This is a genomic window from Sphingobacterium wenxiniae, from assembly GCF_900116225.1.
Classification (GTDB): Bacteria; Bacteroidota; Bacteroidia; order Sphingobacteriales; family Sphingobacteriaceae; genus Sphingobacterium; species Sphingobacterium wenxiniae.
In genome coordinates, this window is record NZ_FOZZ01000003.1 from 88,332 (window position 1) to 101,810 (window position 13,479).

11 protein-coding genes are annotated in these 13,479 nt (G+C 40.2%); 5 read left to right on the forward strand and 6 right to left on the reverse strand.

Annotation, left to right across the window (positions count from 1 at the left end):
* Positions 1-15 precede the first annotated feature (15 nt).
* Together fabF and BM375_RS05270 are read right to left on the reverse strand one after the other, a co-directional pair.
* Positions 16-1,269: a beta-ketoacyl-ACP synthase II gene (gene fabF / locus BM375_RS05265; RefSeq protein WP_093364216.1), complete on the reverse strand. Its 1,254-nt coding sequence runs from the start codon at positions 1,267-1,269 to the stop codon at positions 16-18.
* Between the two features lie 26 nt (positions 1,270-1,295).
* A complete protein-coding gene (locus BM375_RS05270) occupies positions 1,296-1,532 on the reverse strand; it encodes an acyl carrier protein (RefSeq protein WP_093364217.1) in 237 nt (78 codons plus the stop codon).
* A gap of 270 nt (positions 1,533-1,802) precedes the next feature.
* On the opposite strand from BM375_RS05270, the gene BM375_RS05275 reads away from it, so the two are divergent.
* The 4 genes from BM375_RS05275 (at position 1,803) to BM375_RS05290 (ending at position 7,578) form a co-directional block, all read left to right on the forward strand.
* Positions 1,803-2,309 carry an IPExxxVDY family protein gene (locus tag BM375_RS05275; RefSeq protein ID WP_244525831.1) on the forward strand — a complete coding sequence of 169 codons (507 nt, stop codon included), beginning with the start codon at positions 1,803-1,805 and terminating at the stop codon, positions 2,307-2,309.
* Between the two features lie 132 nt (positions 2,310-2,441).
* The gene (gene pyk / locus BM375_RS05280; protein WP_093364219.1) at positions 2,442-3,872 is read left to right on the forward strand and encodes a pyruvate kinase; all 1,431 of its coding nucleotides are present in this window, start codon (positions 2,442-2,444) and stop codon (positions 3,870-3,872) included.
* A 142-nt stretch (positions 3,873-4,014) separates the two neighbouring features.
* On the forward strand, positions 4,015-6,696 hold the full coding sequence (locus BM375_RS05285; RefSeq protein ID WP_093364220.1) for a TonB-dependent receptor: 2,682 nt from the start codon (positions 4,015-4,017) through the stop codon (positions 6,694-6,696).
* A gap of 33 nt (positions 6,697-6,729) precedes the next feature.
* Positions 6,730-7,578 carry a GLPGLI family protein gene (locus tag BM375_RS05290; protein WP_093364222.1) on the forward strand — a complete coding sequence of 283 codons (849 nt, stop codon included), beginning with the start codon at positions 6,730-6,732 and terminating at the stop codon, positions 7,576-7,578.
* Between the two features lie 33 nt (positions 7,579-7,611).
* On the opposite strand, the gene BM375_RS05295 is transcribed toward BM375_RS05290, so the two are convergent.
* Together BM375_RS05295 and BM375_RS05300 are read right to left on the reverse strand one after the other, a co-directional pair.
* Complete coding sequence (locus BM375_RS05295; protein ID WP_093364223.1) at positions 7,612-7,968, reverse strand: MmcQ/YjbR family DNA-binding protein; 357 nt, start codon at positions 7,966-7,968, stop codon at positions 7,612-7,614.
* Positions 7,969-7,983: 15 nt separating this feature from the next.
* The gene (locus tag BM375_RS05300) at positions 7,984-8,535 is read right to left on the reverse strand and encodes a thioredoxin family protein (RefSeq protein WP_093364225.1); all 552 of its coding nucleotides are present in this window, start codon (positions 8,533-8,535) and stop codon (positions 7,984-7,986) included.
* A 274-nt stretch (positions 8,536-8,809) separates the two neighbouring features.
* On the opposite strand from BM375_RS05300, the gene dnaK reads away from it, so the two are divergent.
* Positions 8,810-10,714: a molecular chaperone DnaK gene (gene dnaK / locus BM375_RS05305; protein WP_093364592.1), complete on the forward strand. Its 1,905-nt coding sequence runs from the start codon at positions 8,810-8,812 to the stop codon at positions 10,712-10,714.
* Positions 10,715-10,788: 74 nt separating this feature from the next.
* Here the strand turns inward: dnaK and BM375_RS05310 are convergent, their stop codons facing one another.
* Entirely contained in the window at positions 10,789-11,703 is a 915-nt protein-coding gene (locus BM375_RS05310) for a nucleotidyltransferase family protein (protein WP_093364226.1), read from the reverse strand.
* A gap of 61 nt (positions 11,704-11,764) precedes the next feature.
* On the reverse strand, positions 11,765-13,324 hold the full coding sequence (locus BM375_RS05315) for a helicase HerA-like domain-containing protein (protein ID WP_093364228.1): 1,560 nt from the start codon (positions 13,322-13,324) through the stop codon (positions 11,765-11,767).
* Between the last annotated feature and the right edge of the window lie 155 nt (positions 13,325-13,479).

Sequence of the window (13,479 nt, forward strand, 5' to 3'; positions counted from 1 at the left end):
AATATTTAACGACATTTAAGCTTGGTATTTTTTCACAATAACAGTTGCATTGTGACCACCAAACCCAAACGTATTGCTCAAAGCTGCGTTCACCACGCGTTTCTGAGCTTTGTTAAATGTAAAATTCAGGTTATTATCAATTTCCGGATCATCTGTAAAGTGGTTGATCGTTGGTGGAACGATGTCATTCTTCACGGACAAAATAGAAGCAATAGACTCTACCGCACCAGCAGCACCCAACAGGTGACCTGTCATTGATTTTGTGGAGCTGAGGTTTAACCTATAAGCATGTTCACCAAACAGACCGATAATAGCTTTTGGTTCACTTATATCCCCAACTGGTGTTGATGTACCATGAAGGTTGATATAATCAATATCCGAATATTGGAGTCCTGCATCCTCAACAGCCATTTTCATCGCTAATTTAGCACCCAATCCTTCAGGATGAGATGCGGTAATGTGGTGCGCATCGGCACTCATACCACCACCTGCTACTTCAGCATAGATTTTAGCGCCACGTGCTAATGCATGTTCCAGACTTTCCAGAATGATGGCTCCCGAACCTTCGCCCGAGACAAAACCATCACGGTCTTTATCAAATGGACGAGAAGCAGTCTTAGGATCATCATTACGTGTAGAAAGCGCATGCATTGCATTAAAGCCTCCGATTCCCGCCTCATTCACAGTTGCTTCGGAGCCACCGGTTATAATAACATCGGCCTTACCTAAACGTATGTAGTTAAAGGCATCAATCATTGCGTTCGTAGCAGAAGCACAAGCAGAAACTGCAGAAAAATTTGGACCATGTAAACCATAACGCATAGAAATATGCCCTGGAGCTATATCAATAAGCATCTTAGGAATGAAAAAAGGATTGAAACGAGGTGTTCCATCTCCCCTGGTAAAGTTGGCAATCTCTTCCGTAAAAGTGGTTAAACCACCAATACCAGCTCCCCAGATAACGCCTATACGGTTTCTATCTAATTTATCAAATTCTAATCCAGCATCTTTTACTGCTTCATCTGTAGAAGCAATAGCATACTGAACAAAAGGATCGACTTTACGCGCCTCTTTGCGATCCATAAATTCATGTGGATCAAAACCCTTCACCTCGCAGGCGAATTGAGTTTTAAATTTCGACGCATCAAAATGCGTAATAGGAGCAGCGCCACTCACTCCATTGATTAACCCATCCCAGTATGCTGAGACAGTGTTACCTAATGGGGTAAGTGCGCCTAAACCTGTTACAACTACTCTTTTAAGCTCCATTAAATATGTTTGGCCTAATAAATTAGTTATTTAACGTTTGTTTCCAAGTAAGAGATAGCTTGACCTACTGTACTGATATTTTCAGCTTGGTCATCTGGAATAGCTACGTTGAATTCTTTTTCAAATTCCATGATCAACTCAACTGTATCAAGTGAGTCTGCACCCAAATCATTCGTGAATGAAGCCTCTGGTGTTACTTCTGCTTCGTCTACACCTAACTTTTCAACGATAATTGCTTTTACTCTTGATGCGATATCTGACATGATTTTCTAATTTAATTTGTTTAATAAATCTGTGCAAAGAAAAATAAATTTCCCCAAAAATCAAACCTTTTTGATTTTTAGATACAAAATAAGAACGCATGAGAGCACAAAATGTCCTAAAAACAAACATTAAACTGCACTAAGCCAATATTAATAAAAAAAAATATATCTCGCAAACATTCGCACAACTTTAATTTCACAATAAGATAACACACCTCATATTTACACTAAATTATGTATCTTCGGACTGTATTTAAGCTAAGCCGAAAATTGAGTACTGTAAAAAAACATTTAACCATTGATTTCGATTTCGACTCCGAACTGGACTTTATTCTAATTGGGATAAGCTGTCCGCTAAGAGATTACAGGCTCTGCCATTTCATCTCGAAATACAGCAGCATCGAGTTTGTCCGCGGCAAGGAAGATTACATTGACCACAAAGGATATGCAAAGGAAAAAGACAAGGACGAAATGGATTTCCATATTGTATATGAGAAAACCAAACTCAAAAAAGTGTCAAAATCCCATTTCAGCATGTACAGATATTGCGATGAAAATTTTGAATTTGAATACTACCTACTCAACAACCGCAGCATAGAAGGGACACTATTAATTAGCGAACTGCCTAATTTTGACTATTTTTTGCTCATCAAGCATTACATTGATGATGAAGATCTCCGAGGCTTGATCGAGGAAATTAAGAATATCCCAGAGGTACTTTTGGCAAAAGAATTAGACCCTTCCTCATTGAAATCCAAGGAAAATCTGATATTTTAGTACGAAAAAATAATATTTAGTGTAAAATTTACACCACAAATAAACCTAACTTAAAAACAGATTGTTATTTTTGCAAATCTGTTAAAACGCAGACTAAAGAAATAGAATTTTATTAATTATAAAATATTGTAAATGAACAAGCTTCAAAAAAGGACAAAAATCGTAGCCACGCTAGGTCCAGCATCATCAGACAAAACCGTTTTGACCAACATGATTGCTAAAGGCGTGGATGTTTGCCGTCTAAATTTCTCACATGGCAGCCAAGACGACCACCTAAAAGTAATACAGACCATCCAAGCAATCAATACAGAACACCCATTCAACGTTGGTATTTTGGCCGACCTTCAAGGCCCTAAAATCCGTATCGGTAAAATGATCGAAGGTGGTGCAATATTGGTAAACGGTTCTGAGGTCGAAATCACTACAGAAGAGCTTATTGGGGATGAAAAACGTATCTATATCACTTACGAAAACTTCCCGAACGATATTAAAGAAAACGAAATCATTTTATTGGATGATGGTAAACTGCAACTACGCGTTATCAGCACCAACCATAAAGATACCGTAAAATGTCAAGTTGTGCATGGCGGTGTGCTTACTTCACGTAAAGGGGTAAACCTTCCAAACACCAAAGTCTCCATCCCTTCATTAACAGAAGAAGATTTAGACAACCTTAACTTTGCATTAGATAATGGTGCAGACTGGATTGCAATGTCTTTCGTGCGTTCTGCAGAAGATATTCACCAGTGTAAAGAAATCATCAAAGCGAAAGGTAGCCACGCATTAGTTATTGCAAAAATTGAAAAACCTGAGGCGATTGACAACATCGACGCGATTATCGAAGCCATCGACGCCGTGATGGTTGCTCGTGGAGACCTTGGAGTAGAAATGCCGATGGAAGAGGTTCCTGGTTTACAGAAAATGATCGTACAGAAATGTCGCAACCTTTCCAAACCGGTTATTATTGCAACCCAGATGCTGGAAAGCATGATCACAACGCCTCGTCCGACAAGAGCTGAAGTGAATGACGTAGCAAACTCTGTGTTGGATGGCGCTGATGCTGTGATGCTAAGTGGTGAAACGTCTGTTGGCGAATTCCCGGAAATCGTTATCGAGACGATGGCAAAAATAATTACGCATGTGGAGCAAACCTCCTACCCGTATTATAGCCAAAAAGAAAGCACGCACTTAAACAGCACCAAAATCCCTGATGCGATCTGCGGTTCCTCGATCTATTTGGCACAGCACACAGAAGCATCTGCAATTTCAGTAATGACTTCTTCCGGATATACAGCTTTTGAAATTTCAAGCTACCGTCCGAATACAGACATTTATGTGTTTACAGGTAATAAAAAATTAGTAAACTTATTGAGTTTATTATGGGGTGTACGTGTATTTATTTATGACAAATTCGAAAGTACCGACGGTTCTATCCAAGATGTCAACCAATTGCTTCAAGAGAAGAATTTGGTTTCAACAGGACAGATTGTCATCAACACTTCTTCTACACCATTGAATGAAAAAGGAAGAACGAATACCATCCGTGTTTCGGAAGTAAAATAATACGTAAACATAGATCTTATACGGAGAGCTCACAATTTTTTGTGGGCTCTTTTTTTCACCTCTCCTATCTTTTTTTATCAAAAGCATTACACTACAAAAGTTCCAATGATTTCTTCTTTTCTTTGAATAGCAGTTTTCGAAAATGACAAAGTACATTTTTCTTTTCCTATTTATCAGTATCACATATAATCTGTTCGCCCAGCAATCGGTGGAAGGTATCATTGTCAACCAAGCGGACAATAAAGCCCTTGAAAATGCTTCTATAGTCCTTCTAGATAGTGACTCCATTATGCGGTACTTTGCACGGTCGGATGAAGCGGGAAGATTTCGCCTAGAAAAAGTGACAGCTCAACCTTACTTACTTTTAGTTACTTATCCCAAATTCGAAATATATAGCACAAACATTGATCTTAAAGCACAAGATTTAAAGCTAGATTCTATCAAAATTGATTCTCGGACAAATATTCTTGAAGAAATTGTAATCACACAAAAAATTCCCATCAAGATTAAAGGAGACACCATAGAGTATGATGCTGGCAGTTTCGAAACTGAGAAAAATGCCAAATTGGAAGATCTACTCCGTCGCCTACCCGGACTTACCGTTTCGGCATCTGGCGAGATTACAGCTCAAGGAAAGAGTGTTTCCAAAGTGCTCATCGATGGCGAGGAGTTTTTTGGATATGACCCCAAAATTGCCATACGCAATGTACGGGCAGATGCTGTCGATAAGGTGCAAGTCTACGAACGCAAATCCGAGCAGGCAGAACTAACAGGTGTAGACGACGGCGTGAGGCTCCAGACGGTAAATGTCATACTGAAAGAAGAAGCACGAAAGGGTCTTTTCGGAAACACAGCGGCCTCATTGGGTACAAAACAACTTTTTGACGCGAATCTTTTTACAGCAAAATTTAACCAATCAGAACGTATTGGCATTAATGGAAGTTGGAACAACATGGGCAACTCGGGTGATGTCAGCCGAATTCGAATGGGCAACCAAATTATTGGCCGTCCGGAACACAAAAGCATTGGTGCCAATTATCAAAATACCTTTCTTCAAAAGAAGCTGAACCTTAATTCGAGCTATAATTTTACCAACAACACACAAGCAAACGATTCAGAAAACTACAGCAAGCAGATTATCTCGGATAACATGACCCACGAAACCGAACGCAAATCTACTTCCCACGCGGACAATAAAAACAATACACTGCGCACACAAATACGTTATAAAATAGATTCTTTGAGCAATCTCAACATTCAATTGAATGCAAACAAAGGCTATAGCGAATCTTCATCGGCCTCTTCAAGCTACACCATCCGCAATGCAAATAATTTGGCCAATGACTTTGAAAGTCGTAACCACTCCGATGGCGAACAAGAAAGTATAAATCTACGGTTGGACTATAGAAGAAGGTTAAGCCAAAAAGGACGAAGCCTCAACCTACACCTCAATACTCAGCATAGCAATAATGAGAACAATACTGGGGTAGATGAAACCACAAATCTTTACAACATAGAAGGAGTCCTCGACAGTACCAGAAGAATCGACCAAAACCGCCTCAGCGATGATCGCAACAACACCATGTCGGCTTCCATAAACTTTAGCGAACCTATTTCGGACAAAATCTATCTCACAATGGGATATAATTTCAACCTGTCCAACAGAACAGGTCTAACAGATGCGTACAACAACAATACGCAGAATCTTAGTCTGCTCGACACCTTATACTCTAAAAACCAGCGAGACAAAGCCCTGGACAACGGTTTCGACATGAACTTGAGCTTACGCCTTCAGAAATTCAGCATCAACATCTCTAATCAGATGGTCTACCGACAACAGGAATTGGTCGACCATTACCACAACATTCATCTTACTCGAGGTTTTTGGCAAAATAGTCTTAATGCGCATGCGATGTACAACATCAGCAACAGCAAACACCTGAACCTCAGCTATCAGAACCGTACAAATGTACCTTCCTTCGCACAGCTTCAACCTATACAGCCGCGCACCAATGAGTTGTATGTCCCGATAGGAAACCCAAATCTTAAACGGGAAAATCAGCACAGCTTCAATTTCAACTTCAATAGATTCAGTTTATTGAAGGCTTCCTCTTTTAATATAAATGCCAGCATCGCCTTGACAGACAATGCTATTGTCAACAAAACGGAAATCGACGAACAAGGTCGTACACAGGCTACTTTTGTCAACATAACCGACCACACCAACTGGAACGCACGCCTGCATACCAACTATACAAAGCCTATTTGGAATGGCCTTATCCAGTTAGGTCCATATGTTTCATCGGCTTACAACAGCAGTTACCTTTTTATAAATGGAGAGCTCAACAAAAACAACAATACTAATCTCCAACTGGGAATAAGTGCTAATAAACAAAACAGCAAAGCTATCGATTTCAATCTCAATATCGGAACAGGTATAGTGAATGAAGAAAACAGCGTACAGACAAGGCTCAACAACACAACTATGCATTCCAACATCAGCACTGACCTCAAATACCATCTTCCGTATAAATTCAGTCTTACACAGGCTATCTATTATACCTATACGGGTAAAACGAAAGTTTTTCCAGAACCTATTCAACAATTTTACATGAATATGGAGCTAACCAGAAAGCTGTTAACCTCAGAATCATTATTACTCAGTGTTAAAGCTTTTGACATTTTCAACACCTTTAACAATAGGAATCGAACTTTCAGCAACAGTATGTATTCACAAAATCAGCAGCAGATGTTGACACAATATTTCATGATTGGACTTAAATGGGACTTTAACAAGAATCTGGGCAAAAAAAGTGAAGGTTAATGAGGAAAGATGGAAATGAAGTATCTAAAGCTAATGACTAAAAATATTTTAATCTATATCGCACTGTTCTTCGGCAGCGTATCCGAAACAATTGCCCAACATGCTTATTTTCCAATGAAAGGCACAATTATGTTCGACAGAGAAGTGTATACACGCGCACGGATACGAGAACTGATGCAGGAGCACAGTGATAATCGCAATCCCAGAATAGTCATGCGCCATGAAGGAAACATCAATGAAATACCTGAAAAAACCGTCTCTCAATTTTTGCTACAGTTTGACGAAGATGAGACATTGATGCAACCATACGAACAAGAAGAGAACACTACTGCAACACCGAATCGTCCGATAAGGTCGTCTGGCTCTCGAAACCGCAATATACGACAAGGGATTAACAGATCTTCACAACAAGGCAAGATCTATTACCAAAATATAAAGACACAAGAAGCAGAAATCGCTTTGGAACTTGATGAAAAATACCTATTGCAAGATAGTCTACAAAATATAACATGGCGATTTACAGATGAATATCGGAATATCGCAGGCTACGAATGTCGTCGAGTGAACGGCGCAACGCCTGACTCTCTCTATATCGTTGCCTTCTATACGGATCAAATCCCACTCTCTGCTGGACCTGTATTAACCCATGGGCTTCCCGGTATGATATTGGGATTGGCTATCCCTGAAATGCATATCAACTACTGGGCAACCAAGGTAGATTTTTCAGTAGAGAATGTACCTAAGCAATGGCGCGATAAGAAGAATAAAATATTAACTACGGAACAATTTTTTGAATCGCTCAACAACAATAGAATATTCGGCGGTAGCGGTTCTGATCCTCGTCAGAGGCGTAGAAATCTATTAGAAAACTTGATTTATTAAATAGTGAAAGGCGTCCAAAATGGACGCCTTTCACTATTTAACATTTTCTTTTACCGCCTTTGGCAATGAAGCAAAGACCAATTCATAGCTATGGTCTATCAAACTTCGAAGTTTTTCATCCGGCAATTGACGATTGCAATAAATCGTATTCCAATGTTTCTTATTCATATGATAACCGGGAATAACCGTAGCCGGATACTCGTTCCGTAGTTCCAACGCATATTCTGGATCACACTTTACATTGAAGCTCAGCGCATCCACCTGATCCAGCCCCACCAGCAAAAAGACTTTGTTCCCAACCTTAAAGACTAAGGTATCTGGACCAAACGGTGTTTCTTCTGTCGCTCCAGGCTTTACAATACAGTAGTCCCTTATTTCTTCAATATGCATAATGCTATACGACCATTACTGCAACGAGACCAAAAGTTCGCGTTGAATTTCCGCTCCTTTGTCTTCATTATACCATTTTTGCATAGCCTCTTTGATCTCTTCAAATGGCTTTCCCTCTTCCTTTTGCTGCACAAAGATGTCGTGTAATTGTTGTGGACGTGGCCCCCAAATCACCTTATCGTGTCCCACATCGTTGCGGATAATCAATTTAGGGATAGATTTTCCACCATTAGTCAAATAATCCTCTATCAGGAAAGGCTCCGCATCCCGCAATTGAATTTCAAAATCGATATTCGGATTGTTTTTCACAATCTGATAAAGTTGCGCTACAGAATGTGCTGCATCGCCACACCATGGTTCGGTAATAACAATCCAATGTTGCGGTTCTGTAATGGAGGAAATCATCGACTTCATTTCCTCATTAGGCTCAAAGCGTTTTAACCAGCGGTTCATTCGCGACCAGTTGAGCTTCGCATAGTTTAAATACTCCGGATCCTGATAAGCAGGGTAATCCTGAGGAGAAGCTAAGATTTGTTCAAAATAATCTAAATATTCCTGAAAGGTCATGTCTCTATATGTTGCAAACACGAATTTAGCAATTTATTCCGGCTAAAAAAATTTTATACGTGGCAAGCGAGCGTTATAAAATATATGTCATGACAGTTCTAACAGATGAAATATATGGCTTATCGTCTCAATGCAAAACCAATACGTGACAGATTGGCAGAAACTTTTATCCCAAAACAGCCAATCCGTTATAATTTCAGCATTTTTCACGGTTGGCATAGCACTTGATAGAATAGAGGAAAATAACAAATTAGTAAAAAACAATATTTTAGATATGTCAAAAATTATAGGAATCGACTTAGGAACTACAAACTCATGTGTTGCCGTGATGGAAGGTAACGAGCCTGTAGTTATTGCTAACAACGAAGGAAAACGCACAACGCCTTCTATTGTTGCTTTTGTTGAGGGCGGTGAACGTAAAGTAGGTGATCCTGCAAAACGTCAAGCAATTACCAATCCTCATAAAACTGTTTATTCTATCAAACGTTTCATGGGTACTTCTTTTGACGAAGCGCAAAAAGAAATCTCCCAAGTGCCTTATAAAGTAGTAAAGGGCGACAACAATACACCTCGTGTAGAAATTGACGACCGTAAATATACGCCACAAGAAATTTCAGCGATGATTCTTCAAAAAATGAAGAAAACAGCAGAGGATTACTTGGGACAAGAGGTTAACCGTGCCGTAATTACTGTACCAGCCTACTTTAACGATGCACAACGTCAGGCTACAAAAGAGGCTGGAGAAGTTGCCGGCTTAAAAGTAGAACGTATCATCAACGAACCTACTGCCGCTGCTTTGGCTTATGGTCTTGATAAAGCGGACAAGGACATGAAAATCGTAGTGTTTGACTGTGGTGGTGGTACACACGACGTTTCTGTTTTGGAATTAGGCGATGGGGTATTCGAAGTAAAATCAACCGATGGTGATACACACCTTGGTGGTGATGACTTTGATAACGCTATCATCAACTGGTTAGTAGAGGAATTCGCAAACGAAAACAACGGTTTCGACTTGAAAAAAGATGCAATGGCATTGCAACGTTTGAAAGAAGCTGCCGAGAAAGCAAAAATCGAACTGTCAAGCACAACTTCTACCGAAATCAACTTACCTTATATTACGGCTGATGCTACTGGGCCTAAGCACCTAGTGCGTACATTATCACGCGCTAAATTTGAAAGCCTAGCTGCTGACTTGATAAAACGCACTATCGACCCATGTCGTACCGCATTGAAAAATGCAGGTTACAGTACATCAGACATCGACGAAGTAATCTTAGTTGGTGGTTCGACACGTATCCCGGCGATTGTTGACGCGGTTAAAGAATTCTTCGGAAAAGAACCATCTAAAGGTGTAAACCCTGACGAGGTTGTGGCATTGGGTGCTGCGATTCAAGGTGGTGTATTAACCGGCGAGGTTAAAGATGTATTATTGTTGGATGTCACACCGCTTTCATTAGGTATCGAAACCATGGGTGGCGTGATGACGAAATTAATCGATGCCAACACAACTATCCCGACCAAAAAGTCCGAAACATTCTCGACCGCAGCAGACAATCAGCCTTCCGTTGAGATTCACGTATTGCAAGGGGAAAGACCGATGGCTACGCAAAACCGTACTTTAGGCCGCTTCCAATTAACGGATATTCCTCCAGCACCTCGTGGAGTGCCTCAAATCGAAGTAACTTTCGATATCGATGCCAACGGTATCATTAAGGTATCTGCAAAAGATAAAGCTACAGGAAAAGAGCAAAATATCCGTATTGAAGCTTCCTCAGGTTTATCGGACGAAGAGATCCAAAAAATGAAGCAAGAGGCAGAAGCCAATGCAGAAGCTGATAAAAAGATCAAAGAAGAAGCTGATAAAATCAATGCGGCTGACGCTTTAATCTTCTCAACTGAAAAACAATTGAAAGAATACGGCGACAAGCTTTCTGCTGATAAAAAAGCGGCTATTGAAAGCGCTTTTGAAAAGTTGAAAACAGCTCATACTGCAAGAAATTTTGCGGATATCGATACAGCGTCTGCTGAATTGCAAAATGCTTGGAACGCAGCCTCCGAAGAGATGTACGCAGCTTCACAACAAGGTGGAGAGCAGCAACCTCAGGGTGATGCAGGACAAAACAATAGCGCAAAAGGTGGCGACGATGTTCAAGATGTAGAATTTGAAGAAGTGAAGTAATTCTTTGCTTTTAAATAAAAAAGAAAGGCTGTCTTAAAAAGACAGCCTTTCTTTTTTATTTAAAATAAGTTCCCTTAAAAAAGCTTATCTGGGTATGCACCATCTGCAATAAGCTTAGAGATACTCTCTTGTACGATAGGCTTATCTTCTTTGTACGTCACACCAAACCATTTGGATGATGTCGGGATAACCTGAAAATCAGCCATGCCGTGTTTCACCATATAATCCGGTACGGAAGGGATAAAAAATTCTGATTTTGGATTATCTGCATTTTCTTCCACAAAACCTTTGAACATACTTTCCGCAACTTCAAAAATTTTCGGCGTAAATCCCCAGAAGTTCATGGATACGCGAGTCTCCGGAGCTAAATCATGTTGAACATCGTTTTCTTCATACACGATCTTTTTATTCCCATCTTCATCGGTTACATAGTATATATTCGTACGTTCAGTAACCGATTTCAAATGTCCTTGCTCATCGACATCACACACCCCACGTGAAACATAGCCATAATCTGACATCGTATTGCCGACTTGGAATCCCATTAATGCCATCTTTTCGTCTGATACTTCCGTTGTCAAAAACTTCGCCATCTTGTTAAAAGAATCTGTTCCGTAAAAGTCATCCGCATTGATAACACAGAAAGGTTCATTTACAAGCCCCTTAGCACTCATCACAGCATGTGCTGTTCCCCAAGGTTTAGAACGTTCTATAACACGATCAATACCAAATCTTGTTAAATCAAAGCTTTGGAACGCATAATCAACTTCAATTTTGCCTTTGAGTTTTTCATCAAAAACCTCACGCATTTTATCGACAAATTCTTCACGAATGATAAAAATTACTTTTCCAAAACCGGCATTTATCGCATCGTATATAGAATAATCAATGATCGTTTCCCCATGAGGGCCAAAAGTATCTATCTGCTTCAACGAACCATACCGGCTTGCCATGCCTGCAGCAAGAATTAACAATGTTGGTTTACTCATTATAATTATTTATTTTGTGTTAGTACCTATTAAAATCAACGAATTCTACAAAGATAAAAATCTATTTCTTTTTAAAGAGGCTATTTAATAATCCAGAGGCCAGCTTTCCTAAGAACTTAGCTCCTTCACGTGCTAATGTACGTGACGCTTGATTTGTCGCCGCTTCCATCGGCGTCTGCCTTGTACTTCTTCTGGTGGTAGTAGTCGGTTTTTGCTGTGCCTTTTCTTTTTCTTTCGCCAATTTCTCTCGTTCCTGTTCCAACTCGTAGGCCTTCATACGCTCCTCAACAATCTCTGCCGCGCTTCGCCTTTCCACCCGCTCTTGATATTTCGTATAGAAATCCGACTGCTTGATAATATTATCATACACTCCCGTTCCAGCAGGTCCCATTACCGCTCGAGCAGGGACCAAATGCGTAGCGACAACCTCTGTCGGGATACCCTTATCATTTAGCACTGTAACCAATGCTTGACCTGTACCTAAACTGGTCAGCACTTTGTCAATAGCATAAAATTCAGAATGTGGATAGGTTTTTACGGTCTTGCGTAAGTTTTCCGCATCATTCGGCGTGAAAGCACGTAATGCATGCTGTACCCTATTCCCCAATTGCCCCAAAACAGATTCTGGGATATCGCTCGCCGCCTGTGTACAGAAAAATACACCAACTCCTTTTGAACGTATCAGTCGAATGATTTGCTCCACCTGCATCAGAAAAGCCTTTGATGCTCCTTTGAACAACAAATGTGCTTCATCAAAAAAGAAAACTAACTTAGGCTTATCCAAATCACCTACCTCTGGCAATTTTTTGAACAATTGCGCCAGGAGGCTGAGTAAGAACGTAGAAAACAGCAGTGGTTGATCCTGCACATCAGAAATGTTCAATAAGGTAATCACCCCTCGCCCATCTACTTTATTAAAAAGATCTTGTATATCGAACTCTCGCTCTCCGAAGATATGAGCAAGTCCCTGTTGTTCCACCGCCACAATCTTACGCAGAATCGTGCCTGAAGTTGCTGTACTGATTTTACCGTATTCCTCTTTGATCTCTGCCGCCCCTGGCCCATCGGTCAAGTAAGACAGCATTTTTTTCAAGTCCAACAAATCTACCAGTGGAAACTGATGATCTTCTGCATATTTGAAAATTGCGGCAAGCACACCTGTCTGCGTATCGTTCAGATCCAAAATACGCGACAACAGTATCGGTCCAAAATCTTCAATAGTGATGCGCATCGGTGCTCCTAAACGGCCGCTCAACGAAAATATCTCTAAAGGAAAACTTGCTGGCTCAAAAGGAATGCCCACTAAATTCCCACGCTCAATCAAGGCGTCATTTATTTTACCCGGTTCGGCCAGTCCAGACAAATCACCTTTGACATCCAACATGAATACAGGGACTCCTCCATCAGATAATTGCTCTGCAATTAATTGTAGCGTCCTTGTTTTTCCAGTTCCAGTAGCTCCAGCAATCAGACCATGCCGATTCATCATCTTCAAAGCTAAGTTTACCTTGGCACCTGTAACTACCTGACCATCGAGAATACCTGACCCTAATTGGATAAAAGCTCCTTTAGGATTATATGAAGCTGTGATTTTTTCTATAAATTGTGCTTGCATAGACATCATTTATAACATACAAGTATAACTCTTTAATTACAATTATGATATATGTTTGTCATATTTTAATCAAAAGGCCCATACTTCCAAAGATTTAATAAAATTTTAACACCAGGACTACCTATTTGTTAGGTTTTTTTACAGAAAAACCCTATTTTTGT

Bases quoted from the DNA above. Each gene is read 5' to 3' on its own strand.
- dnaK (WP_093364592.1), top strand. From the start codon at position 8,810: ATGTCAAAAATTATAGGAATCGACTTAGGAACTACAAACTCATGTGTT.
- BM375_RS05315 (WP_093364228.1), bottom strand. From the start codon at position 13,324: ATGTCTATGCAAGCACAATTTATAGAAAAAATCACAGCTTCATATAAT.
- BM375_RS05300 (WP_093364225.1), bottom strand. From the start codon at position 8,535: ATGACCTTTCAGGAATATTTAGATTATTTTGAACAAATCTTAGCTTCT.
- BM375_RS05285 (WP_093364220.1), top strand. From the start codon at position 4,015: ATGACAAAGTACATTTTTCTTTTCCTATTTATCAGTATCACATATAAT.
- fabF (WP_093364216.1), bottom strand. From the start codon at position 1,269: ATGGAGCTTAAAAGAGTAGTTGTAACAGGTTTAGGCGCACTTACCCCA.
- BM375_RS05295 (WP_093364223.1), bottom strand. From the start codon at position 7,968: ATGCATATTGAAGAAATAAGGGACTACTGTATTGTAAAGCCTGGAGCG.
- pyk (WP_093364219.1), top strand. From the start codon at position 2,442: ATGAACAAGCTTCAAAAAAGGACAAAAATCGTAGCCACGCTAGGTCCA.
- BM375_RS05270 (WP_093364217.1), bottom strand. From the start codon at position 1,532: ATGTCAGATATCGCATCAAGAGTAAAAGCAATTATCGTTGAAAAGTTA.
- BM375_RS05310 (WP_093364226.1), bottom strand. From the start codon at position 11,703: ATGAGTAAACCAACATTGTTAATTCTTGCTGCAGGCATGGCAAGCCGG.
- BM375_RS05290 (WP_093364222.1), top strand. From the start codon at position 6,730: ATGACTAAAAATATTTTAATCTATATCGCACTGTTCTTCGGCAGCGTA.